Source organism: Roseivirga sp. (assembly GCF_034669765.1).
Classification (GTDB): Bacteria; Bacteroidota; Bacteroidia; order Cytophagales; family Cyclobacteriaceae; genus Roseivirga.
In genome coordinates, this window is sequence record NZ_JAXMOQ010000008.1 from 84,617 (window position 1) to 109,365 (window position 24,749).

A 24,749-nucleotide genomic window follows, 5' to 3' on the forward strand; every position below is an offset into this window, starting at 1 on the left:
TTTTTAGAACGGATGCCATTTAACCTAGTCTCTTGAAAACGGATTCCTTATAAAACTCTCCTATCGGAATTTCAAATCCATCGATCTCAAAGTCCTTTTTGGTGTATTACAAAATTCAGTCGATAGGCCATAAAAAGAAATAGCACCGAGATTTCTCTCGGTGCTATTTGATTACATTTTTACCTAAACAGGTCGGCCCTATTTATGTAGATGACTTATTAATTACCCTCCAATTGGAGAGAAATCTACTGTTTTAACTGCGGCTAAATAAGCACTCCAGTTGGCAGCGAACCATGCATCTACTTTAGATTTTAATGCTTCATACTCCGCATTGAAATCATTTAGGTCCTTGCGGTCAGCAGCACCTGGCGCTTCAAATGAACCTGTGACACTCCGCGATAGAGTAGAAACTTTAGAGTTTAAAGGAGTAACATCAGAATTACCTCCTCCTCCGAAACGGAAACCACCTCCGCTACCAACAGCGTCAGAAAGTTCTTTCATCTCTTTTTTCACTGCTTCACTCTTGGCTTTAAGCGCGTTCGCTTCTGGTCCACGTTTAGTTTTTAGCGCTTCCAATACTTTATCAACAGACGCCATGTCAGTCGTGATTTTAGAAGCTAAATTAGATACGTCAGTCGTAAGCACATTTACTTCTCTCAGTAAATCTCTTCTAGCAATTAAGTTGTTGATATCATATGTATCTCTAGGATCCATTTGAAACTCAATAGTACCCTCATCCGAGCTATTGCCTATTGTTACTTTGAAAGTATACTTACCAGGCAACGCAGGAGCACCACCTCTTCTAAAGAAACTAGCAAACTGAGCAGGAACGCCAGCAGGCACTTCTGGCTGAACAGTGTCTTCTGGAGGATCTTCATCATATCTCCATGAAGCACTATTCAAACCTTCGGTATAGGATGAGCTTAATGTCCTTACTAAATTCCCATTCATATCAAAGATTTCGATTTTAGCTTGAGGTCCCGATGGAGCATTACCTCCTCCAGCACCGCCTCGGCCTCCACGGCCTCCGCCTCCACCACCTTGACCGCCACCACCAGCTGGTCTAACTTGGCCTTGAGGAGCACCAGCGCCTCTACCTCCTCCAGCAGGAGTTTCAGGTTTTTTAGCAAAGAATTTAATCGTAGCAACACCAGACTGTCTGTTTTCTCCTTCAAAAGTAGAGTTACCAGGGTTAGCAGGGCCATTAGAAGCTCTTGTGCTTACCATGTAAGAAGTAACCGCGTCAATGGCCGTAACAGCAGACTCTGTAATAGATTTTTGTCCTTTAGCAGCTAAAACACGTAACGGATTAATATCATCCAGTACATAAATTGCTCTACCGAAAGTACCGATAACCAAGTCACTCTCGCGCTCTTGAATCACTAAATCCATTGTAGAAACACTTGGATAACCGTTCTCGAACTTCGTCCATGTTTTAGCTTCATCAATACTGATGTATAAACCATGCTCTGTCCCGAAGAACATCAACTTAGGCTCTACTGGGTCTTGAATGAAAGACAATGCGTAACCGAAAACATCATTTTCAGTAGCTATTGCAGTCCAAGTTTTTCCATAATCTTTAGTTCTCATCAAGTAAGGCTTGAAATCGAACCTTCGGTAATTGTTAATTACCGCAACAGCTTCTCCTTTATTATATCTAGAAGCTTTGATCTGGTTTACCCATGATCCAGCTGGAACACCTTTAATATTTTTTGATACGTTTGTCCAAGTGGCACCGCCATCTCTTGTTACATGAATGTAACCATCATCAGATCCAGCCCATAGCACTCCTTTTTCTACTGCACTCGGCTCAATTACTAAAAGCGTTGTATGGTTTTCTGCTCCAGTAGCGTCAATTGTTAAACCACCACTTTTGTCTTGATTTTGTTTAGTAGTATCATTGGTCGTTAAATCTGGAGAAATAATTGTCCAGCTAGTGCCTTTGTTCGTACTCTTGTGTACAAACTGACTTCCAAAATAGATAGTACTATTGTCAAACGGGTCTTGCGCCATAGCCGAGTTCCAGTTGAAACGTAACTTCACTTTAGGGTCATCGCTAGTAGGTTTAATTCTCTTGCTACTTCCAGTAAGTTTATCATATCTACTTACGTTTCCTTGTTGCGACTGAGAATAACCATAACGAGAATCGTCAGGATCAGCCATTACATCAAAACCATCACCACCACCAATTGTGAAGAAGTAATCGTTTCTGATTCCATCGCTTTTCCAAGTATAGGCAGGACCAGTGTAGGTTCCGTTATCTTGCAAACCTCCATATACATTGTAAGGCATTTCGTTATCGACATTGATATGATAGAATTGCCCCAAAGGTAAATTCTCTACAAACTGCCATTTCTTGCCCATATCACGAGTAATAGCCATACCTCCATCGTTACCCAAGATCATATATTTAGGATCGTCTGGGTTAATGTATAATGCGTGATTATCCACATGAATAAGGTTTCTGCCAATGATGTTTTCGAATGACTTTCCACCATCCTCACTTCTGTGTACGTTGGTGAAAATGCTATATACCCTGTTTTCATTTTTAGGGTCTACATAGATATCGAAGTAGTAGAAAGGTCTGTTCCCAATATCATTCCCATTGTTGATCATTTCCCAATTAAACCCACCATCGTCTGAACGATACAATGCATTCTCTTTGGCTTCGATAAGGGCATAAACTCTGTTTGGGTTATTTGTTCCAAACGCTAGTCCCATACGACCTAAGTCGCCTTCAGGAATTCCATTATCCTTTGCTGATTGCTTTGTCCAGTTTTTACCACCATCTACGGTCATGTATAAACCTGAACTTGGCCCACCAGAAGTAAAGAACCAAGGCTCTCTTCTGTGTTGCCACATGTTTACTAAAATCTTATTTGGGTTGGAAGGGTCCATCACCATGTCACCAACTCCTGTTTTTTCATCTATATAAAGTATATGATCCCAAGTTTCACCACCATTTGTAGTTTTATAGACACCTCTTTCTTTGTGATCACCCCAAGGAGAACCTATAGCACCGATATAGACGGTATTAGGATCATTCGGATCGATGATGATACGGTGGACGTTTCTAGTTTTTTCAAGCCCCATTAACTTCCAGGTTTTTCCCGCATCTAAACTGCGGTAAACACCATAACCACCTGTTAAGCTGTTTCGAGGGTTCCCCTCTCCTGTTCCTACCCAAACGATATTTGGGTTTTTCTGAGAAACGGCTACAGCTCCAATAGACAAGGCAAGGTTGCCATCAAAAATAGGCTCCCAAGCAATTCCTCCACTTTCAGATTTCCACAGACCGCCTGAGGCAGAACCGGCATAAATAATTTCCGGGCTGCTGTTTACTACATCAATAGAAGTAACCCTTCCACTCATGTTTGCAGGACCTATACTTCTAGGTTTCATTGCTTCTAGCTTACTGAAATCAATCTTTTGCCCAAAAGACAAAGAACTGATCAGCAAAGCGCAAAGCACGAGCATTCCAGTCCGGAAACTCGTGACATTCTTACATTTAGGTTGATACATATTTTAGTTGTGTTGATTTTCGATTTAGACAGCCTTTTGAGGCCAACGTTTAATGAATAGACTCAATTTTAATGAGTTATAAAAATGGAATTACATTGATGGTAATTTTTCTAAAATACGCTTGGTGAAGTCTGATCTAATCACCTATATTTGCACTCCTCTTAAACGAGGGCAATATATCAGCTAATAACACGGAGAGATGGGTGAGTGGCTGAAACCACATGTTTGCTAAACATGCGTACGGGAAACCGTACCGGGGGTTCGAATCCCCCTCCCTCCGCAAAAGCCAATCCCAAAGGGGTTGGCTTTTTTCTTTTTCAGGCTAAAATCTACCACTAAAAGTCCCTTTTCTGTATTGCAGCGTAATGCAGGTCTCTTTTGACAGAATCCATTTAGACCTTTCTTCCCCGCCTCTCTTCGTCAACAGACTGCCTAAAGAACTACTTCTCTACCCAATCAAGCATTATTTACCCAACCGTTTAGAAAATTACAGCAACGAGTAGCGCTGTAATAGCGTTCTATAAAATCAAAAGAATAATGGAAGCCTACACACTCGTGTGTTGGTACCGAGATCAACTCACGAAACGATACAACAAAAAAGAACCATGCAGGAAATACTATTTGACTTTATATCAAAATACATTTCGCTTACCGAAGAAGAAAAGAGAGTCCTCACTTCATTAGATATTTTTAGAACGGTAAAGAAAGGCACAGTTTTACTAGAAGAAGGACAATCTTCAAAAGATGGTTATTTTGTTCTAAAAGGATGCATACGGAGCTATTACATAATAGAAGGAGAAGAAAAAACAACGGCATTCTATACAGAAATGGAAGGTATCACGCCAAACTGTGTAATAACTAAAACACCTTCTGAATACTATGTGGCTACTACAGAAGATTCGATACTTACCGTTTCAAACCCAGACCTAGAAGCCGAAATGTTTGAGAAATTCCCAAAATTCGAAACCCTTTGCCGGGTACTGTCCGAAGAGCTTTTAGCCAAAGAGCAAGTTAATTTCGATGACTTTAAGAATTCTTCTCCCGAACAGCGGTACTTGAGTATGATGCAAAAAAGACCTGACCTTATTCAACGAGTGCCTCAGCATCAGTTGGCAAGTTTTTTAGGCATTAAGCCCCAATCGCTAAGCAGGCTAAGGGCCAGAATTCTTGAAAAAAGTAAGGCCTAAGTTTCACTTCTTAACTTAAGTGTACGTTTTGAAGCCAGGTGTCTTTCCAATTTTGCTATATCCTAACAAGAAATATTTGAAGATATGCAAAAGAAGATTTTAGCACTTAGTTTCGTTTTAATGCTAGTTGTCAATTCGCAACTCCATGCTCAATACACCAAGCAAGACAGCACTTTTAAAAAATGGTTTGCTGGCAGTACCTTTGCCATGCTCGGGAATTTTTTACCAGAGAATAAACCTGATTTCGTACAACTTAACCTAGGGTACCGCCTGACCAGGAAGGATGTAGTTTCTCTGGAATTGAAAACTTGGAAGTACGCTTGGTCACTTGGCATTCCTTATGGAAAATCATACGAAGCTCCTGAAGAGAAATTTCCGGGATACATTCGAGAATATGGCTTTGCCCTTACCTATCAAAGGTTTCTATGGAAAGGATTATATACGGGTGTACATGTTATGAATGCATGGCAGTCTTTCGTAGATGACAGCGGTAAGAAAATAGACAATGGATTTCAAGTATTCAATACTTATAGGCTCGGTTATCATTTCAGGCTATTTAATGACAGGTTTTTCATCGAGCCGTCAATTGCAATTACTCACCGGCCTTATCACACAAGAATGCCCAACTCGTTTAAACTAATGGATGATCAATGGTCTAAGTTTTTCATTGGAGAACCGGGGCTACATTTCGGGTTTAAGTTTTAACTCCTATGTGTGATTAATAAAGAAGGAATTCAAAACAACAACAATAGACGAATGAAAAACTATTATTTGATCGTATTAATACTGCTAACCTCTAACCTTAGTAAAGCACAACTGCTAGAAACTACCGTTACGAATACAATCGTTGAAACCATTCCGTTTGAACTGACTAGTCACAATAACATCGCTATAAAAGCGGTATTTGGAGGTGTAGACACGCTCAATTTAATGTTTCATACAGCAGCTGGTTCAATAAATCTGACCACGAAAGCAACAAAAAGAATAAAGAGCATTGATTGGAAAACGGAAAGCGATGTGGGCAGCTGGGGAGGACGGGCTACATCTAGGTTTAGCGAAAGCAATTCCTTAACGATAGGCAAACTCCATTGGGATAGTCTTTCGGTATGGGAAGACGAAAACTCAGGCCCCACAACCGATGGTAAGTTTGGCCCAAACCTATTTAAGGAGTATTTCATCGAAATTGATTTTGACAAAAGCTTAATGATCCTGCATAACACCCTCCCTAGCAAAGCAGCGGAATATGAAAAAATACCCGTCATTTTTAAAAATGACAACCTCTTTATTCAAGGTACAAGTACCATAGCTGGTGTTGACTACAAGAATGAATTTCTAATTCATTCAGGTTACGGAGGAGCGCTTTTGTATGATGATCAGTTTGCCTCGGAAAGCAACATAGGCGATCGAATAGAGATCACTAGCGAACAGGAGTTAAAAGACTCTTTTGGAAATGTGATAAAAGTGAAAAAGGGCACATTACCATCGCTCAGGATAGGAAATACAGGACTAACAGCTGTTCCTGTGGGCTTTTTTGAAGGGAAAATAGGCCGACAACAAATGAGTGTAATAGGCGGAGACTTATTAAAAAGATTTAATATGATTATAGGCTTAAACAGAGCGTACATATACCTAAAAACCAATAACTTAAAAAATATCGCCTATACTCAATTTTGAAAACACAACTCAAATGAATCGCTTATTCGTCATTTCAATGCTATTGGTCTTTGTGGTCTGTTCACAGGATAAGGATGTTAAGCAAAAAGAACAAATTTCAGCTCCTGAATCAACTACAGTGATTTCTGATGATTACGAATTAATCATTCCTAAGAAACAAGACGGGCTCCTCATTCTTTTCCCCTGTTACCCTTGCAATGCTGAAAATACAAGGACTGAATTCAGTATTGTGGACATAGCCATTGCTAATAACATTACTGTTCTACTGATGAACTTTAATCAGCATTTATGGCTTTCAAAGACAGAGAAAGAAGGTCTGGAGAATGTAATAATTGATGCTGTTGCCAAAAACAATATCAACCCCAATAATATATACATAGGTGGCTTTTCAAGTGGTGGGAATATCTCTCTTCTTTTAACGAATTATTTAAAATCAACAGAGTCCGCAATCCAACCAAAAGGACTCTTTATTGTGGACTCTCCTATCGACTTATTAGCATTATATGAGAGTGCTAACAAAACCATTGAGAAAAATTTTTCGGAACCTGCATTACAAGAAGCAAATTGGATTATCGAATCATTTGATTCAGAATTTGGAGTTGGGGACACTGCCATTGCGAACTACAATAGGAAGTCTCCATATCTTTCTAAAACCAACGAAACTATTAATATATCCGAATTAGACGGTTTAAAAATCAGACTCTATTCCGAACCAGACACCTTGTGGTGGAAAGAAAATAGGCAGGCAGAATATGAAAACATGAATGCTTATTACATCGAACAATTGGCCAATGATTTGAGCATATTGTACGGAAAAGACAAAGTCACCTATATTAAAACTAAAAACAGAGGCTACCGTGCAAATGGAGATAGACACCCGCATAGCTGGGCAATAATTGATGAAAAAGACCTAGTACACTGGATACTAACAAAATAAACGCTGTACAATTGAGTAGATTGAGTCTAAATCCATTATCATTTAAGCAATGAGAGTAAAGAAAATAATATTTGATTTGATCTTCATTGTAATTTCTACCATGATTTTAATAATAATAAATCAATACGGACTATTAGAAAAACATCTTAGTTTTGCTTTTATACCTATACTTATTGCATACTATCTTGGGCGATTTATTGAAAGAAAAACAGGATCCAAGTAAGTAAAAACAACAAAATACTAATTGAGTAGACGGACCCACCAGTGATAACTTTATAGGTACGCCTATTACATCACTAAGCCTCACACTTAGCAATTCATTGAATTTGAGCTTAACTTTTCAAGTAGTAGTCAAGCATCATCCTAAACCCACTTTGCCTCACCTAATTCTTAAACTATACGTTGAAGTATATAATATGCGGCTTTAACGTCAAATTAGATCTAATTACGTATAATACCGAAATGAATAGCGCTAAGAACCTACGCTGTATAATCTCAAAGGAAATTGAACGAATAGAAAAATCAACTTTATGAAAAATAAATTCAACCCTTGGCATGATGTATCTCCTGGCGATCATCTGCCTGATATAGTAAATGGTATCATTGAAATCCCAAAAGGAACAAGGGCAAAATACGAACTTGATAAGGACAGCGGGCTTTTAATCCTCGACAGAGTGTTATATTCTTCCGTTTATTATCCGGCCAATTACGGTTTTATTCCGCAGAGTTATTGTGAAGATAGAGATCCATTAGACATTCTTATCTTATCCCAAATCGACATAGTACCCATGTGTATTGTTCCTGCCAAAGTAATTGGTGTTATGAGAATGCAAGACAATGGAGAAGCAGATGATAAAATAATTGCAGTGGCTGCAGGAGATCCAAGCGTTAGCCATATCAATGACATCTCCGAACTTCCTTCACATTTCATTTCAGAAATGAGGAATTTCTTTGAGGATTATAAAAAGCTCGAGAAAAAAACTGTGGTAGTAGAGGATTTTCTTGACAAGCAAACTGCCATTAAAATCCTTCAAGAGAGCTTTGAAATGTATAACGAGAAGTTCAAACAATAACAACAAGGACAGTAAATAAGCAATATCCTATGGGGCACAACAAGACTCATTAAACAGATCTTTTCGTAAATTCAAAATTGGTAATTTCTGCCCCTATTGGTATTCTTCACTAATAAGCCTCTTCAACAACTTTTGAGAAATCATTATTTCTTAATTTACTACCTTAGGAAATAGAGGGATATTACACTAACACCCTAGCCCATTTTTTGGCCTACACTGATTTAGCCTTTGCCCTCATCGTTTAAAATGATAAAAACATTTAACGCAATTTCTTATGGGAGATCAAAGAATAAATATTAAATCTGATGATCAGGCCAGAATTAAATTTATAGGTCATCTAATCGCTGATTTAAAGAGTCTTGAATACATGCTCGATCACCAAATGATTGAAAGTGGGATTATCCGTATTGGTGCGGAACAAGAATTTTGTCTTGTAAATAAACAATGGCGCCCTTCAAAAAAAGCACCCAAGGTACTTAAAGAAATAAATGAGCCGCATTTCACCGCTGAATTAGCCCGTTACAATTTAGAAATCAACTTAGATCCATTAACGCTTTCTGGTGATGCTTTTAATGCTGCCGAAACTCAGGTTCGGTCGCTTTTAAAAAAAGCAGAGGAAGTGGCAAGTAATAACCATTGCAAAATAATACTCACAGGCATCCTCCCAAGCATTTCAAAACATGAATTAGAGTTTGAGTTCATGACCCCTGAAAAGCGCTATTACGCTTTAAATGATCGGCTTAAAGAGGCTCGTGGAGAAGATTTTGGAATGCATATTTCTGGCGTAGATGAGATTTCTATCAAGCACAATTCAGTGATGTTTGAAGCCTGCAACACAAGTTTTCAAATGCACTTACAAGTAAACCCTAGCGACTTTACCTCTAGTTACAATTGGGCTCAAGCAATAGCCGGCCCCGTGCTTGGTGTTTGCACAAATGCCCCACTGCTGCTAGGCAAGGAACTTTGGAGTGAAACGCGCATAGCTCTTTTCCAGCAAAGTATTGATACGCGGCATATATCCATGGCTCAAACCGAACAAGAAGGCAGAGTATCTTTTGGAAATGAGTGGTTGACCGGAAATATAATTGACTATTATAAAAACGAAATTTCTTGTTTTAAAACGCTGCTTACTAAAGACATAGAAAAAAACTCTTTTGAAGAATTACAAGAAGGTGTAATTCCAAAATTAAGTGCACTCAATCTACTTAATGGCACCATATATCGATGGAACCGCCCTTGTTATGGGGTAGGAAATGGCAAAGCACATATTAGAATTGAGAATAGATACATTCCATCTGGCCCAACAATAATAGACGAAATGGCAAATTTTGCATTTTGGGTGGGGTTGATGAAAGGCCGGCCATCTGAATTTGATGACCTTACTAAGGTCATGGATTTTAGAGACGCAAAATCCAACTTTATTCGTGCAGCACGAACTGGTTCTGAGTCAATAATAAATTGGATGGGGAATTTAATACCACTCAATGAGTTAATCTTAAATCACTTATTGCCAATTTCTAAATCTGGACTTGAACAAATGAAGATAGATAAAGAGGATGTAAATAAGTATCTAGGAATTATTAAAGCCAGAGTTTTGGGCCAAACCGGTGCTCAATGGATAGTAAAGAATTACCGTAAACTCAAGCAAGACCTTAAAACCGATGACGCAATAATAGCTTTAACAGAGGCCCTTCATGAAAAACAAAGTTCTTGTAAACCTGTAAGTGAATGGGATGATCTTCAAGGCTTAGCATCTTTCAAATCCACGGCAAGTAAAATTGGTCATCTTATGACTACTAATTTAGTGACAGCAAGCCCTAAGGATCTAGGACTGCTGACCCTTCAATATATGAAGTGGAACAACATTCATCATTTACCCGTGGTAGACAATAGAGATGTATTGGTAGGTTTAATAACATGGAAGCATTTAATTCAATTTTGGGAAGAGGTGAATGACCCTGGTAACCAAATAAGTGCTCAAGAAATAATGGTTAAAAACACAATCACAGTTCAAACCTCAACACCTATAAAAGAAGCCATAGATCTTATGAAAAAAAATGAAATAGGCTGCTTACCTGTAGTACAAGATGATCAACTGGTTGGGATTGTGACAGTCAAGGACTTAATGCATTTAGATAATGATTGATGTTCACAGTAAAGCATTAAATCAGACAATCAGTATTAACCGTTTAATCGGAAGAGTTGATGGTAAAAAATCTGGACCATGTCTTATTTTTTTTGGAGGTATTCACGGCAACGAGCCAGCAGGTGTGTTTGCACTACACCAGGTTTTTCAGGAAATTAAAAACAAACAAGAACAGTTCTCAGGTTCATGTATTGCCCTAAGTGGAAATATGTGGGCTCTTGAAAGATCAGTCAGATATCATAAAGCTGACTTAAATCGATTGTGGACTTCAGAAAGAATAGCGTCTCTCGATAAAGCAAACTATACACCCAAAAATGAAGACGAAAAGCAACAACTCGAGATATACAATCTGCTACAAGACATTATAAAAAATGAACACGGCCCATTTTACTTTTTTGACCTTCATACTACCTCTAGTAACACTATTCCATTCATTACGGTGAATGACAGCTTGTTAAACAGAAAATTCACAAGCCAATACCCTGTACCTCTCATTTTAGGTATTGAAGAATATCTTGATGGCCCCGTTTTAAGTTATGTTAATGAATTAGGCTATGTTTCTTTTGGCTTTGAAGGTGGGCAGCATGACACACTTAGTTCGATTGAGTCTCATAAAACCTTCATTTATTTATCACTTGTTTTTACAGGCGCACTCAATAAAAATGAGTTAACCGAATATGACTCCTCTCTGAAAGCATGGCAATCTTTTACCCAAAGTCACTCTGTGTTCTACGAAATTTACAGCCGAACTGAGGTGAAGAAAAACGAGCAATTCATCATGAACCCCGGTTTTTCAAATTTTCAACCAATAGCACGCAATCAAAGTTTGGCTACACTTAATGGTAAGGCCCTTTATGCTAAAGAGAAATCTATCATTTTCATGCCGCTTTACCAATCACAGGGTAGCGATGGGTATTTTCTTATCAGAAAAATCCCCCACTTTTATTTATGGTTATCTATGGTGTTAAGGAAACTTATGGTAGATAAATTCTTCGTTTTACTCCCCGGTGTAAAATGGTCTTCAGACTCGAAAGAGACCATGTTAGTAGACCTTAAGATAGCACGTCTAATTCCAAAACAAATCCTCCACCTTTTTGGCTACCGAAGCAAACGACTAAACAAAAATGAATTGGTAATTAAAAACAGAGAGTATCGGTCTAAAAATGAGGACTATCAACAAGAAAAATGGTGGCGCATTAAATAATGTAAATACCTCAAAATACAGAAGTGAATGGTTCAACCATACTGGTATACACTTCATTAAGTCACAACGCTTTAAAAGTTAAAGAAATACAGAACCATACGGCTGTTAAGGCTTTCCATAAAAGCAAAAATCTGTAAATTGAGCGTAAAACGTAATAGGAATGGCGGATAGATGTGTTGGCTCAATTGTTGGCAAGTGCTTCTGCACTATGAAGATATTAACTCTCATATTTTTAACCCTCACACTGTCAGCAAAACTCACTTTCGCAACAGGTCAAAGGTCGGACCTAATTATATATAAGGGTGACCCTCTCACACTTCTCTCTATCCCTCTATAAGAATTTTTAGGTATATAAGATAAACGACAAGTCCCCGTATCACAAAGCTATTCAGACCAGTCAAACAGGCCTATTCGTCAATTCAAAAATGGTGATTTCTGGTAGAATCCCAATTCGGCCAGGAAAGCCTAAAAAGCCGAAGCCTCTGTTTACATAGAGGTGATGGTTTCCTTCGGTATATAAATCGGCCCATTGCGGATACATCCATTGTGAAGGACTCCATCTAAAGCTGCCAATCTCCACTCCTAGCTGCATGCCGTGGGTATGGCCTGCAAACATTAGGTCAATGTCTTTATAATTTGGTCTTACTTGCGCATCCCAGTGGCTTGGATCATGAGAAAGCAGAATTTTAACATCACCTTCTGAGTTCTTATGCGCAAGGTCTAAGTCTCCATATTTGGCAAAACGGCCAGCACCCCAATTTTCTACGCCTAGTAGGGAAATTTGATCCCCTCCTACTTTCAATGATTTATTCTCATTCATCATCAATTTCCAGCCCAACTTCTCATGTGCCAACACCATGTCTTGAAGATTTCTCTGTTTGGCTTGCGCAGAAGACCATTGCAAATAGTCTCCGTAATCATGATTCCCTAAAGTAGAGTAAACTCCGAGGTCCGCTTTTACTTTAGAGAAAATATCGAAATACTCGTTTACTTCCTTGGTTTGGTTGTTCACCAAATCACCCGTAAAAAACACAACATCTGGTTTTTCGGCCATCAGCAAATTGATACCTCCTTCTACAGCCTTTTTATCGAAGAAACTTCCGCTATGGATATCGGACAGCTGTGCCATTTTAATTCCATTAAAACCATTAGGAAGGTTAGGAAGATATAATTTCTTTCTTCTGATTCTATAATCATAAGCACCTGACACTATGCCAAAACTCATGGTCACTATTGGCAAAGTGGCTGCCGCAACGGCAGTTTTAGCAAGAAATTCAGACCGAGATATTTTTTTACCAGCAGCTATTTTCTTTTCCTTCCTACGTTTTTTCCCCGCAAAGAAAAGTGCAATGGCCCTTCTGATGTCATCAATAAAGACAAATATCAACCCCACCAGCTTGGCAGCATAGGACATGAAAATAATGGATAAGATAAAACTAAAGGTTACGGTTCCTGTTTGCATAAAACGGAGATACACCACCAAACTCATCATTACCAGAGCTTGAAAAAGGTAAATGCGCTTCAACCATTTGGCCCGACTGGCCTTAATGTTCTTTAAAAGAGTTTTCGTGGCTTGGTAGGCATAAAGTTCTATCCAACTCAGAAATAGAACTATTAAAACGAAACTAAAAACATTAAACTTCATATGTGCTTTAATAACCAAAGGAACCCAATATGAGTTCAAAAAAAGAGCTCTCGGGAACCACCCCGAGAGCCACCAAATCAACCTTAACTATGATGGTGTCTGAGAAACAGACACCTAAATCACCACATAGTATTTTAAACAAACATCACGCCAAAACTTGGTATTTGTTTATGTTTTAACTCAAAGCGCTCGCCTTTCTATCTTCCTTCTTCCCTGCTATTCTATACATCAATTTATCAGCCAATAAATACATGGTAGGAACAATAATCAGTGTTAAGAAAGTGGCGAAAGTAAGTCCGAAAATAATCGTCCAAGACATTGGCCCCCAGAACACTACGTTATCACCTCCTACGTAGAAGTCTGCATTGTAACTGGTAAACCAACCAATGAAGTCAATGTTCAAACCAACTGCCAAAGGCACCAAACCAAGAATGGTAGTAATGGCTGTTAAAATTACAGGACGAAGTCTCGTTTTACCTGCAATAATAATTGAGTTCACCACTTCTTCCATTGGTAAACGATCATCTTCACCTAAGCCCAATTCTCTTCTTCTCCTCTTTCTGGTCAGTTCAATGTAGTCAATAAGTACAATGGCGTTGTTTACAACAATACCAGCCAGGGCAATAATCCCCACCATGGTCATGATGACCACGAATTCCATATTAAAAATTACCAAGCCCAAGAACACACCAATGGTACTCAAGAACACAGACACCATAATAATAAATGGTGCGGTAATTTTATTGAACTGAGATACGATGATCAAGAAGATGGTGAACACTGCGATAAGCAATGCTTTGGCTAAGAAAGCCATGTTTTCTGCCTGCTCTTCTTGTTCTCCTGTAAAGGCGAAGTTATAGCCAGTAGGCATGTCGTAATCAGCCATTAACACCTTGAGTTGATCTACAATTTCAGTAGCGTTTGCACCCGCTAAAACGTTAGAACTTAAAGTCACCACCCTATCCAAATCTTTTCTTTTGATTGAACCATAAGTAGAACCGTAACGCACATGCGCAACAGAAGAAATAGGCACTTGCACCAGTTTACCTGAGTTCTGATTTCTGAAAGTAATGTTCTTGTTCAACAAGGCATCGATATCGTAACGATAGTCTTGGTTCAACCGGACATTGATTTCGTAATCATCTTCACCTTCTTTGTATTTAGAAACTTCCTTACCAAAAAGAGCCGTTCTAATTTCATTGGCAATTGCATAGGTAGACAAGCCAAAACGTCTGGCATTGTCACGATCGATATCCACAACCAACTCAGGTTTACCCAATTCTAAAGAGCTCTTCAACTCTTCAATTCCACGAATTCCAGACTCATCAATTTTCTGTTGAATGTCTTCACTCACATGGATCAAAGTCTCTAGGTCTTCACCTATAATTTCTAGGTTAATGGCCTTACCTGTTGGCGGACCAGCAGCATCTTTATCAATGGTTAAAGTAACACCTGGCTCTGGCTTGATTTGAGCACGTAAAGCATTCATTACATCTTGAGTATTGATGTCTCCACGCAGTTTACTTTCAATAAAGTTAACCGTGATACGTGCCTTGTGTGGCTCTTCCGATTGACCTACCGCAGTTGGGTCGTTTGGATCGGCTGCACCCTGGCTTACATTCGTAGAAACTGATTCTACTACCGCTTCATAAGGCTTGATGATTTCAAGCACCTGTGCTTCAATAGTCTTGGAAAAGTCATTGGTGACTTCAATGTCGGTTCCCACAGGAAATTCAACAAATACGTTCACGTATTTAGGCTCGTTTTCAGGGAAGAACAATACCTTAGGTTGGAAAGCCGCAAAAACACTCAAAGAAATAAATAGCGCCACAAATGCCCCACCCAAGTAAAGACCTGGGTTCTTCACAGCACTCTTTAACACTCTTTCATAACGCCCTTCTAACGCAGGTAAAAAACCCGATTGGAATCTTTTCGACAATGGCCCTAAGACGTAAATATTCATCAGCGTAAGCGCCCCGATTAAGATCAAAAGATTACCCAATGCAGGAATTCCAGCAACAAAAGCAACAACAAGCCCTGCCACAATAGAGATTGTAGATCTAATAATGATCTTTTTATGGTTATATACTTTCTTCCCATCTAAATTCATAAAAGATGAGATGAATACAGGGTTGATTACCAAAGCAACAAACAGAGATGAACCTAAGGTTATAATTAAGGTCACTGGTAAATAAAGCATGAACTCACCAATAATGCCGGGCCAGAAAGCCAGAGGCATAAAGGCAGCCAAAGTAGTAGCAGTAGAAGATATAATTGGCAGAGCCACTTCACCTACCCCCTTACGAGTGGCGGCCATTGGACTCAAACCTTCTTCCATTAAACGATACACGTTTTCAACCACCACAATTCCATTATCCACCAACATCCCCAGGGCCATGATAAGACCGAAAAGCGTCATGGTGTTAATGGATATCCCCAATAAACCCAGAATCATCAAAGCCATAAACATAGACAATGGAATGGCCATACCCACGAAAAGTGAGTTACGGGTTCCTAAAAAGAACATCAATACAGTAACTACTAGAATTACCCCAAAGATGATGTTGTTCCCCAAACTGCTTACTTGTTCTCTTGTGTCCTTCGACTGATCGTTAGTGGTGGTTACTTTTGTAGATTCTGGAATTTGACCACTTGCGTAGCTTTCATCAATCAGCTTTGTGATTTTGTCTGTTGCAATCAAAAGGTTTTCACCACTTCGTTTCATAACATCCAACTTCACCACCGGATCTAAGTCCAAACGCGCATAGTTCATCTTATCTTTATAGCCAAAAGTAACCGTTGCTACATCCTTTAAGTAAACGATGTTTCCGTCTTCAGTACTAATGATAATTCCTTCGATTTGCGCTGGATCATCAAATTCACCAATCACCCTTACATTTCTTCTTAAACCATCAGCAACCACGTTACCGCCCGAAAGAGTAAGGTTTTCAGCTGAAATTGCATTTTCAATATCCGTGAAAGTCACTTTTCTAGCTTCAAGCTTGAAAGGATCTACTTTTACTTCTACTTCTTTCTCATCAACCCCAACAATATTTACCTTAGAAATTTCCTTGAACTTCTCAATCTCATCTTCAAGATATTCTGCAATATCATTCAACTCGTCTATAGATTTTGAAGGATCGGTAAGGTTAAGGTTAAGAATTGGGAAGTTCTCTGAAAAGCTAAACTTGATTACACTAGGGTCAGACTTGAGGTCTGTAGGCAATTCTGATTTAGCCCTATCCACAGCATCTTTTACATCGTTCAAGGCTTTGTCTACATCCACTCCTACTTGAAACTCTACCACAATGGCAGAGAAATCTTGTACCGAAGTAGATTGGATATTATCTACACCTTCAATGGTGTTGATTTCCTTTTCTAACTCACGAGTAATCAAACTCTCGATATCTTCAGGCGAGTTACCTGGGTGTGCTGTACTCACATATACTGTTGGTTGTTCCACTTCTGGAAAACTCTCCTTCGGTAAAGTGATATAAGAATACACACCAGCTGCTACAATAATGAGCGTAAGTACGTATACTGTAATTTTATTTCGAATCGACAGGGAGGTTAATCCAAACTCCTTATCAATCACATTTTGTTGATTATTTTCAGCCATAATGCTCTAATTCAGAGGTTAAGATTAATTCTGCACTTTTACAGTCGTACCATCTGCAATCGTACGATTGCCTTTATCAACAATCACTTCTCCACCCTTAAGGCCCGAAAGCACTTCTGTTTCGTGATCATGAGAAAGACCCAATTTCACATGTACCTTATTCGCTTTCTTCGATGCATCCAACACATACACGAAGTTACCTTCGAGGTCTTCTTGAATAATTCTTGAAGGAATTGTAATGGCTTCATCGTTCGTATAGTCAGTCAAACCCAGAATACTCACAATGTTCACCTTTGCGTCAGAAGCTGCGCTTGGCAATTTCACTTCAATGGTGAAAGTTCTACTGGCAGGATTAATGACATTACCAATGCTTACAACTTTTGAGGTAAAATTCTCATCCATTGAAGGCACTTGAATATCTACCGAATCACCCACCTTTACTTTCCCTAAGTAGGCTTCAGAAACCTCTGCATTAATGTACATATCGCTATTGCTCACCAAAAATACAATTGGCGAACCCGGCTGCACCACTTCTCCTGCTTTTACCGGCACCTCTTCGATACTTCCAGAAAAAGGAGCCACGATATTCGTTTTGCTCAACTGGGTACTTAAAGTTGAAAGTTGCTTCTCAAGCGACTCTTTATTGTTTTTGGCAGTAAGGTAATCTACCTCAGTACCAATATTCTTCTTCCAAAGTCTTTCTCTTTTTTCGAAGATAGTGGTAGCATACTGCAATTGATTTTTCACTTCATCAACAGTTCTTTCCAACTGCTCAGAGTCGATAGTAGCCAACAACTGACCTTTCTTTACCGATTGGCCTTCGATCACTTTTAAAGATGTCAAAAGGCCCATGCTCTCCGCACTCACATACACGTTGGTGCGAGACATTACAGTTCCTCTTACCTCGATTTTATGATCGAACTTTTTCTTTTCAGTGGTTACTGTGGTCACCAAAGTTGCCGCTCCTGAACCGTTGAAAAAAGTAGGGTCCGCTTCGGCTATTTCAGCCTCAATGGTTTCGATTTTACTTCTGATTTCTTGAAGTTGAACTCTCGCTTCCGTGAGTTCTTGTTTCTTTGCGTCAAGACCTTCACTTTCAGATTTAGGCCCACATGCTGCTACCGTGAGCACAGCAAGAAAAATTGTGGCGATTGATTTAGCTTTCATGTGATTGATATATTTTGAGTTATTAGTTGTCATTGTTTCGTAGTTTTCCGAGTGCTTTATCTAAATCCACTTTTGCTATAATGGCATTATATAAGGCATTCAAATAGTTGGTTTCTGCTTCTTTATAATCCTTTTCGGCATTGGTAACTTCTAGATTAGAACCAACCCCTTCTTTATACTTCTCTTTTGTAATACCGCTTACTTCTTGCGCCAATTCCATATTCGATTCTTGTACTTCCAATTGTTCAAGGCTTACCTCTAGATTTCTTTTAGCATTCTCAAATTCTTGAGTTAAACTATTGGTCAGTATACTGTATTGATTGTTGAGTGTTTCTAGCTGAATTTTATTACGCTGAATAGTGTACTTCTTTCTTAAACCATCAAAGATTGGAATACTAACATTCAGACCAATTCTTGAGTTAGAGTACCAATTTTTACCGTTGGTTAAATCACTAAAATCGTTGGATCCTGTATTTCTACCCCAACCTGCATTAAAAGTCACTTTAGGAATGTACTGAGAAGTAGTGTTCTTAATTTGAAGGCCAGCCAATTCTTTCAAATAGTTGAGTTGCTGTACTTCTAGCCTGTTGCCCAAGCTAAAGTCTTCCAATTCTGAAAGATCATATTGAAAATCAAGAGCTTCGAGTTCATCAGTGAGTGTCACCTCTTCTGTAACTGGCATGCCCATGCTTAACTTGAGTAGATCCTTGCTGGTTTTTACGGCTTGTTCCACACCACTTCTTTCTGCCAATAGGTTATTGGTTTGTACCTGAAGTCTGCTCACATCAATTCTTTCTGCAAAACCATTTTCATACAATGTTCTGGTTTCATCTAAAGTCGTGTTCAAAGTCAATAGGTTGGCATTGATCAAATCAATACGTGTTTGGTTCACTAAAACCAAATAATAGGCTTTAGTCACCTGCTCGATAACATCAATTTGAGCCTTGGCTTTATCTATTATCACCTTTTCTCTGAGCACTTTAGCAGCCTGTAAGCCAATAAAGAATGACCCGTCCCAAAGCATTTGTTCCAAGCCAACATTAAGATTACCGATGTGTTGAGCACCAAAACCTACCAAGGTTACCCCTTCATCATTTGGATTGCCTGTAATAAACGAGGTTGGGATTGGGCTTTTGGCGATAAACATGTTGTTTGTATAGTTAAAGCCCGCAGTAATCTGTGGTAAACCATCAGCCCGTGTTTCGAACACCTGTGCTTCTGCATCAAGTGTAGAAAGTTGCGCATTCTTCACATTCTCATTGTTGATTAAAGCATATTCCAATGCCTTATTCAGAGAATATTCCGTTTGAGCTTTTACCGCAATGGCTGGCAGCAAAAGCGCGAGCATAAGCGTGTATTTGTTAATTCTGCTCTTCATTGTTTTTTGAGTTTGTTGTGTATTGATTAAAAAGTTGGTGACCTTCTATGGTAAAAAGACCATGCATAAAATGATCGAATAATTGCATTTGTATTTGTTCTAATGTGTATTGGTTGCGTGGAATCAAATTGCCAAGAAGAAATGTCTGAACCTGTTCTATCCTCATAATGGCAATCAACTCGGCATCTATACTGGGCCTGAAAAGACCTTCCTTTTTTCCACGTTCTATTACATTCCTAATAGATTCCTTCATCACATTACCTTTGAACTCTTCATACATCTTCCATGCCTTGGGATAGAATTTCTGAAGTTCATAAAGGAGATTCATTTTGGTATCTCTAATTGAATCTCGAAGGCAAACTGAAAGCAACACGAGTTCGTGTACTCCATTCTTACCTTCTTCTGTTAAACCGCAGAACCGCTGTGTTTCAGTATCAAGGTGAAACTTGGTGATTGTACTCACCAACTCACTTTTATCCTTGTAGTATTGGTAAATTGTTTTCTTAGAAATACCCAACTCCTTGGCGATGTCATCCATTGTCACAGACCTTATACCAAACTGGGTATACAGCTCCGTTGCCTTCTCTAAAATATTCTCTCTAACATCCATTTCGGTCGCAAAACTACGGAAACTTAAATGTTTTCCAAAGTTTCCTTCGGCATTCAGACGTTTATTTTTAACCTTTTGTTTTACATATTTTCAAATCCCACAAAAAATGCAAGCACTTACACATCTATCAACCAAAGATTATTCTCCCGAAGTTCTTGTGTTACAATTTTGATTCTACATTTTTACAAAAGACATTCAACAGGAATTGATGTTAAACGAAACACATAGAAATATTACAATTAATCATTGCTCTTTAAATTATACCATTTGGAATGGTGGAGAGCATGTAATGCTTTGTTTTCACGGCTTCGGTCTCGACCATTCCTCGTTTAAGATCGTTTGGAAAGCCATAAAAGAGACACATACCATTTATAGTTTCGATTTACCCTATCATGGCACGAGTCAATTTTCTAAAAATGAACATACAATAAGACCCAAAGACTGGTTGGCGTTAATGGAGAAATTTTTAGCCAGCGAGGAAATATCCCAGTTTGAAGTCATGGGATATTCCATGGGTGGAAAATACGCCATGATTACGGCTGAACTTTTTCCTGACCGAATCAAGCACCTCCACTTGATTGCACCTGATGGCATCACCACCCATTTTTCCTATCGTTTTTCTACATACCCCTTCCTTTTTAGAAAACTGTTCAAAACTCAAATTGAAAACCCTTGGCTCTTCAAAGCCTTGGTAAAGACATTGCGTACTTTGAAAATCATGAACAATTACAGCTTGAGGTTTGCCGAAAGCCAAATGGATACCGAGTTTAAGCGATCTCAAGTATATCACTCTTGGGTTAACCTAAGGCACTTTTTACCCAGCTTAAAAGATCTCGCTAACCAAATCAATGAAAGAAATACACCAGTTACTTTCTATTTAGGTAAGCACGATAAAGTAATTAATACCAAAGAGATTCAGCCTTTATATCAGCTTCTTCCTAAAAGTGAGTTGGTAATACTAGAGAGCGGTCATAGTAATCTATTGAATTCAGTGGCCAAACACCTTAAAACCAAAAAAAACCTTAACCAACCCATATGAAAAACTACATACTACTATTTCTAACCTTATTTTTAGCCAGCTGTAGTGTTTCTACAGAAACCACTTTAGAAGAGAAAAAGCTCGAGCATTATCAGTCAGAAGAAATGAAAACGCTAGGCCTACCTTTTTCTGATGCGGTAATTGTGAATGACATTATCTACTTATCTGGGCAGATTGGTAACCTTCCCGGCAGTTTAGAATTGGCTCCAGGTGGCTTACAAGCAGAGGCAAAACAAGCTATAGAAAATATGAAAGCTGTTTTAGAAGCCAATGGTTCATCTCTTGATAACGTAATCAAGGTTACCGTAATGATGGCCGATATTGACGAATGGGGAGAGTTCAACAAAGAATACATCAAATATTTTACTGCAGAAAACAAACCAGCCAGAAGTGCTTTTGGAACCAGTGGCTTAGCATTGGGCGCAAGACTTGAAATTGAGTGTATCGCGCTCAAAAGAAAATAATCGGGCATCTAGAATAGTGGTCACGTAATAATTACGCCCCGATATTACGACTGATTGACAACTCAAATAATACTTTGTTCTAACTCTTAATGAAATTGATTATTTTGGAAGGACTGAAAACCAACAACTTCCAAAATAATCAACCATGAAAAGACCATTCAATAGTAAATCCCTCCTGTGTATTGCGCTACTTTTTACGAACAGTTTCACCTTTGCGCAAAAGAAATACTCCGAGAAACAGATCACCAAACTCAAAACTGAAGTTGCTCAAATTGTGGAAGACAACCACAAGCAAACGCAGGTGATGATCGATAAGATCTTCAGCTTTGCCGAGCTTGGATTTCAAGAATATGAATCTTCTAAATACCTCACAGGAATTTTAAGAGCCAATGGCTTCGATATAGTTGAAGGTGTTTCTGGCATCCCTACCGCTTGGTTTGCCACTTGGAAACAAGGTGATGGCCCCACAATTGCCCTAGGCAGCGATGTCGATAATATTCCAAAAGCATCTCAGTACCCAGGAGTAGCCTACCACAAACCTATGGTAGAAGGAGCCCCCGGTCATGGTGAAGGCCATAATGCTGGGATTCCATTGAATATTACAGCCGCTCTTGCGGTAAAACAAATCATGGAGCGTGAAGGCATTCAAGGCACACTCATTTTGTGGCCTGGCATTGCCGAAGAATTGGTAGCCGCTAAAGCTTGGTACACCCGCGATGGTCTTTTTGATAATGTAGATATTTCAATCTTCACCCACGTAAGCAGCAACCTTTCCGTCTCTTATGGCCAAGCTTCGGGTACAGGGCTTATTTCTGTTGAATATACTTTTGAGGGTGAAGCTGCGCACTCTGCGGGTTCTCCTTGGCGTGGAAGAAGTGCTTTGGATGCAGTAGAATTAATGAGCGTGGGCTGGAATTACAAGCGCGAGCATTTGACGACTCTAAAACGTTCCCACTCCATCATCACAGATGGTGGCGACCAGCCCAATGTGGTGCCTTCAAAAGCTTCGATATGGTATTATTTCCGCGATGTAACCTATGAAGGTATTATGGAAATGTATGCCGATGCCAACAACATTGCCAAAGGAGCGGCTTTAATGACAGACACTGAAATGAGCTCAAAAATATTAGGTACTGCATGGCCGCGACACTTCAACAAAACGATAGCCGAAACCATGTATGAGAACATCAAGCAAGTAGGTTTACCCACCTGGAGCGAAGAAGATCAGGAATTGGCCAAGGCTACTCAAACAGAAGTAGGCTCTAGCCCTAGAGGTTTAAGCACCGAGCTTTCTGACTTGGGAATGCCAGTAACAAGACCCGTAAGTGGCGGTTCTGATGATATTGGTGATGTATCTTGGAAAGTACCCACAGTCACCATGCGTTTTCCTTCCAACATTCCAGGTTTGCAAGGTCACCACTGGAGCAATGCCATTGCTATGGCCACTCCTATTGCCCACAAAGGCGCTACTGCTGGTGCCAAAGCCGAGGCCATGACCATTATGGACTTTCTCTTAAAACCCGAATTGGTGACCCAAGCTTGGGATTACTTTAACAATGTGCAGAGCAAGGAAACACAGTACAAACCAATGATCTCGGCCAGCGATGCCCCTCCTATTTACCTGAACAAGAAAATAATGGATGAATTCCGTCCGCAGCTAGAGAAATTCTACTATGACGAAACAAAATACGGCAGTTACTTAGAGCAATTGGGAGTTACTTATCCAACAATTAAGAAGGGGAATTAAGGAAAAACGAGTGAATAAAAATAAAATCAATCAGCTATTAGAGGCCTTGAATGAATCATTTCAAGGCCTCCTTTGGTCTGGAAACCCTTAATGGGTAAACTCAGCACTAAAAAGCTGAGTGCGGTTACAACCAATAATTGTAAGGCTGTGTCCAATGAGCTAGGCAAACCAAAAGTTCTTCCTTATGAAATTCTCAATAATCAAACTGCTAGGCTTGGTTCTCTTATGCGCTCTCAGCTCTTGTGACTTAGAAGATACAAAGACTGACAACACCATTGAAAACTTACTGTTAGCCAGATGGGCAAATACTGACGGCAATAGTGCTTTCGTTTATGCATTTCTATCCGATGGAACATTCTGGTCTGCCCGGGTTATTACCAGCCCATCCACCAACGAAATAGTTGACTATAGATACTACGCGACAGGTGTATTCACTTTGGAGGACAATGAGCTAAGCCTTTTCTTTCAGGAAATCTATGAACATGATGACAGTCAGGTACAATACCCTAACCCAACCGACTTAACCTTGAACGGACAAACCAGTGAAGAGTTGGTCACTATCTCTTTCGGTAATAATAATCAGGAACTCACTTTCACTTTTCAGCCATGTGCTCCAAATGAAAACTGCGTTACTGAAATTTCTTTTGAGAGAGTGCCAGTTGGATGGTGCGGAACCCCAAGTTCAAGCTAAGTTATGTCAGCCAGTTCGCCCAGTTTAATTTCAAAAGCCGAAGCGTTGAACCAATTCTGTGCTTCGGCTTCATCTAGTATTTTATTCAACCGATCCCAGTAAATTCCTCTCAAGCCATTCCGTATTACAAATTCAGAAGTCTCCACAAACGAGTTGTAAACACTCTTGAAAAAAGCTTCTTGCCGTACTTCCTTTCTGGCATTAAAACGCATTGTGGTTTCAATATTAAAGAGCATAAAATCCGCCAACAGCGAAGGATCTAATTCGAGTGTTGAAAAATGCTTTATCGCTTTTTGCGCTACCGACCTCCGGGCTTTGGGCTTTCGTTTCGTTTGAGGAAAATACTCTTTGAGCACCTTCTTTTTTGCCTCATCGATCAGCTTGTCTTCTTTGGGATTGAACACAAAGCTATAGTAGCTACGAATGGGCAGAAACTTATCATAAAGCTCCAACACCTGTGTTTCAAGTTCATCCTTCTTTAAAGTCTGCAAATACTTAACAAGTGCGCGTTTACTCATTTATACTTTGATCGGTTTCTTAGATTTTGCTAAGGTATCAATTATTCAAAAAGCAAATCAATAAATCATGCTCCAGCCAACGGCTTAACTATCTCCTTCAACAGTTCAGCCTAATTCTTCGACAACCC

The 24,749-nt window shown here is 39.3% G+C and carries 18 protein-coding genes and 1 tRNA gene; 12 read left to right on the plus strand and 7 right to left on the minus strand.

The features are described 5' to 3' along the window. Positions 1–222: 222 nt before the first annotated feature. Positions 223–3,522 (minus strand): WD40/YVTN/BNR-like repeat-containing protein, encoded by a 3,300-nt coding sequence (locus tag VOI17_RS15590; protein ID WP_323758157.1) that lies wholly within the window; start codon positions 3,520–3,522, stop codon positions 223–225. A 193-nt stretch (positions 3,523–3,715) separates the two neighbouring features. On the opposite strand from VOI17_RS15590, the gene VOI17_RS15595 reads away from it, so the two are divergent. The 8 genes from VOI17_RS15595 (at position 3,716) to VOI17_RS15630 (ending at position 11,743) form a co-directional block, all read left to right on the plus strand. Next, positions 3,716–3,802, plus strand: a tRNA-Ser gene (locus VOI17_RS15595). 325 nt (positions 3,803–4,127) lie between these two features. After that, entirely contained in the window at positions 4,128–4,709 is a 582-nt protein-coding gene (locus tag VOI17_RS15600; protein WP_323758158.1) for a Crp/Fnr family transcriptional regulator, read from the plus strand. Between the two features lie 84 nt (positions 4,710–4,793). Next, positions 4,794–5,414 carry a hypothetical protein gene (locus tag VOI17_RS15605; protein ID WP_323758159.1) on the plus strand — a complete coding sequence of 207 codons (621 nt, stop codon included), beginning with the start codon at positions 4,794–4,796 and terminating at the stop codon, positions 5,412–5,414. A gap of 9 nt (positions 5,415–5,423) precedes the next feature. Then, complete coding sequence (locus VOI17_RS15610; protein WP_323758160.1) at positions 5,424–6,383, plus strand: hypothetical protein; 960 nt, start codon at positions 5,424–5,426, stop codon at positions 6,381–6,383. A gap of 13 nt (positions 6,384–6,396) precedes the next feature. Continuing rightward, entirely contained in the window at positions 6,397–7,320 is a 924-nt protein-coding gene (locus tag VOI17_RS15615) for a hypothetical protein (protein ID WP_323758161.1), read from the plus strand. Between the two features lie 530 nt (positions 7,321–7,850). Continuing rightward, the gene (locus VOI17_RS15620) at positions 7,851–8,393 is read left to right on the plus strand and encodes an inorganic diphosphatase (protein WP_323758162.1); all 543 of its coding nucleotides are present in this window, start codon (positions 7,851–7,853) and stop codon (positions 8,391–8,393) included. A 274-nt stretch (positions 8,394–8,667) separates the two neighbouring features. Then, positions 8,668–10,539 (plus strand): CBS domain-containing protein, encoded by a 1,872-nt coding sequence (locus VOI17_RS15625; RefSeq protein ID WP_323758163.1) that lies wholly within the window; start codon positions 8,668–8,670, stop codon positions 10,537–10,539. After that, complete coding sequence (locus VOI17_RS15630; RefSeq protein WP_323758164.1) at positions 10,532–11,743, plus strand: succinylglutamate desuccinylase/aspartoacylase family protein; 1,212 nt, start codon at positions 10,532–10,534, stop codon at positions 11,741–11,743. Before VOI17_RS15625 ends, VOI17_RS15630 begins: the two co-directional genes overlap by 8 nt. 397 nt (positions 11,744–12,140) lie before the next feature. Here VOI17_RS15630 and VOI17_RS15635 read toward each other — a convergent pair whose 3' ends face one another. The 5 genes from VOI17_RS15635 to VOI17_RS15655 form a co-directional block, all read right to left on the minus strand. Further along, the gene (locus tag VOI17_RS15635) at positions 12,141–13,388 is read right to left on the minus strand and encodes a metallophosphoesterase (RefSeq protein WP_323758165.1); all 1,248 of its coding nucleotides are present in this window, start codon (positions 13,386–13,388) and stop codon (positions 12,141–12,143) included. A gap of 175 nt (positions 13,389–13,563) precedes the next feature. After that, the gene (locus VOI17_RS15640) at positions 13,564–17,007 is read right to left on the minus strand and encodes an efflux RND transporter permease subunit (protein WP_323758166.1); all 3,444 of its coding nucleotides are present in this window, start codon (positions 17,005–17,007) and stop codon (positions 13,564–13,566) included. Between the two features lie 24 nt (positions 17,008–17,031). Continuing rightward, on the minus strand, positions 17,032–18,174 hold the full coding sequence (locus VOI17_RS15645; RefSeq protein ID WP_323758167.1) for an efflux RND transporter periplasmic adaptor subunit: 1,143 nt from the start codon (positions 18,172–18,174) through the stop codon (positions 17,032–17,034). Positions 18,175–18,196: 22 nt separating this feature from the next. Continuing rightward, complete coding sequence (locus tag VOI17_RS15650) at positions 18,197–19,552, minus strand: TolC family protein (RefSeq protein ID WP_323758168.1); 1,356 nt, start codon at positions 19,550–19,552, stop codon at positions 18,197–18,199. Continuing rightward, positions 19,536–20,162 carry a TetR/AcrR family transcriptional regulator gene (locus VOI17_RS15655; RefSeq protein ID WP_323758169.1) on the minus strand — a complete coding sequence of 209 codons (627 nt, stop codon included), beginning with the start codon at positions 20,160–20,162 and terminating at the stop codon, positions 19,536–19,538. The genes VOI17_RS15650 and VOI17_RS15655 overlap by 17 nt, the downstream gene beginning before the upstream one ends. 208 nt (positions 20,163–20,370) lie before the next feature. Between VOI17_RS15655 and VOI17_RS15660 the strand changes: the two genes are divergently transcribed. The 4 genes from VOI17_RS15660 to VOI17_RS15675 all read left to right on the plus strand — a co-directional run bounded on the left by VOI17_RS15660 (position 20,371) and on the right by VOI17_RS15675 (position 24,103). Next, positions 20,371–21,201 carry an alpha/beta hydrolase gene (locus VOI17_RS15660; RefSeq protein WP_323758170.1) on the plus strand — a complete coding sequence of 277 codons (831 nt, stop codon included), beginning with the start codon at positions 20,371–20,373 and terminating at the stop codon, positions 21,199–21,201. After that, positions 21,198–21,665, plus strand: coding sequence for a RidA family protein (locus VOI17_RS15665; protein ID WP_323758171.1), 468 nt, complete (start codon positions 21,198–21,200; stop codon positions 21,663–21,665). Before VOI17_RS15660 ends, VOI17_RS15665 begins: the two co-directional genes overlap by 4 nt. A gap of 145 nt (positions 21,666–21,810) precedes the next feature. Next, the gene (locus tag VOI17_RS15670; RefSeq protein ID WP_323758172.1) at positions 21,811–23,412 is read left to right on the plus strand and encodes an amidohydrolase; all 1,602 of its coding nucleotides are present in this window, start codon (positions 21,811–21,813) and stop codon (positions 23,410–23,412) included. A 184-nt stretch (positions 23,413–23,596) separates the two neighbouring features. After that, complete coding sequence (locus tag VOI17_RS15675) at positions 23,597–24,103, plus strand: hypothetical protein (protein WP_323758173.1); 507 nt, start codon at positions 23,597–23,599, stop codon at positions 24,101–24,103. On the opposite strand, the gene VOI17_RS15680 is transcribed toward VOI17_RS15675, so the two are convergent. Further along, the gene (locus tag VOI17_RS15680; RefSeq protein ID WP_323758174.1) at positions 24,100–24,621 is read right to left on the minus strand and encodes a DUF6155 family protein; all 522 of its coding nucleotides are present in this window, start codon (positions 24,619–24,621) and stop codon (positions 24,100–24,102) included. The two genes, VOI17_RS15675 and VOI17_RS15680, sit on opposite strands and share 4 nt — an antisense overlap. Positions 24,622–24,749 lie beyond the last annotated feature (128 nt).

What these genes read in the sequence shown, in the direction of transcription:
- VOI17_RS15590 (WP_323758157.1), bottom strand. Translation starts at nt 3,522, where the DNA reads ATGTATCAACCTAAATGTAAGAATGTCACGAGTTTCCGGACTGGAATG.
- VOI17_RS15600 (WP_323758158.1), top strand. Translation starts at nt 4,128, where the DNA reads ATGCAGGAAATACTATTTGACTTTATATCAAAATACATTTCGCTTACC.
- VOI17_RS15605 (WP_323758159.1), top strand. Translation starts at nt 4,794, where the DNA reads ATGCAAAAGAAGATTTTAGCACTTAGTTTCGTTTTAATGCTAGTTGTC.
- VOI17_RS15615 (WP_323758161.1), top strand. Translation starts at nt 6,397, where the DNA reads ATGAATCGCTTATTCGTCATTTCAATGCTATTGGTCTTTGTGGTCTGT.
- VOI17_RS15620 (WP_323758162.1), top strand. Translation starts at nt 7,851, where the DNA reads ATGAAAAATAAATTCAACCCTTGGCATGATGTATCTCCTGGCGATCAT.
- VOI17_RS15625 (WP_323758163.1), top strand. Translation starts at nt 8,668, where the DNA reads ATGGGAGATCAAAGAATAAATATTAAATCTGATGATCAGGCCAGAATT.
- VOI17_RS15630 (WP_323758164.1), top strand. Translation starts at nt 10,532, where the DNA reads ATGATTGATGTTCACAGTAAAGCATTAAATCAGACAATCAGTATTAAC.
- VOI17_RS15635 (WP_323758165.1), bottom strand. Translation starts at nt 13,388, where the DNA reads ATGAAGTTTAATGTTTTTAGTTTCGTTTTAATAGTTCTATTTCTGAGT.
- VOI17_RS15640 (WP_323758166.1), bottom strand. Translation starts at nt 17,007, where the DNA reads ATGGCTGAAAATAATCAACAAAATGTGATTGATAAGGAGTTTGGATTA.
- VOI17_RS15645 (WP_323758167.1), bottom strand. Translation starts at nt 18,174, where the DNA reads ATGAAAGCTAAATCAATCGCCACAATTTTTCTTGCTGTGCTCACGGTA.
- VOI17_RS15650 (WP_323758168.1), bottom strand. Translation starts at nt 19,552, where the DNA reads ATGAAGAGCAGAATTAACAAATACACGCTTATGCTCGCGCTTTTGCTG.
- VOI17_RS15655 (WP_323758169.1), bottom strand. Translation starts at nt 20,162, where the DNA reads ATGGATGTTAGAGAGAATATTTTAGAGAAGGCAACGGAGCTGTATACC.
- VOI17_RS15660 (WP_323758170.1), top strand. Translation starts at nt 20,371, where the DNA reads ATGTTAAACGAAACACATAGAAATATTACAATTAATCATTGCTCTTTA.
- VOI17_RS15665 (WP_323758171.1), top strand. Translation starts at nt 21,198, where the DNA reads ATGAAAAACTACATACTACTATTTCTAACCTTATTTTTAGCCAGCTGT.
- VOI17_RS15670 (WP_323758172.1), top strand. Translation starts at nt 21,811, where the DNA reads ATGAAAAGACCATTCAATAGTAAATCCCTCCTGTGTATTGCGCTACTT.
- VOI17_RS15675 (WP_323758173.1), top strand. Translation starts at nt 23,597, where the DNA reads ATGAAATTCTCAATAATCAAACTGCTAGGCTTGGTTCTCTTATGCGCT.
- VOI17_RS15680 (WP_323758174.1), bottom strand. Translation starts at nt 24,621, where the DNA reads ATGAGTAAACGCGCACTTGTTAAGTATTTGCAGACTTTAAAGAAGGAT.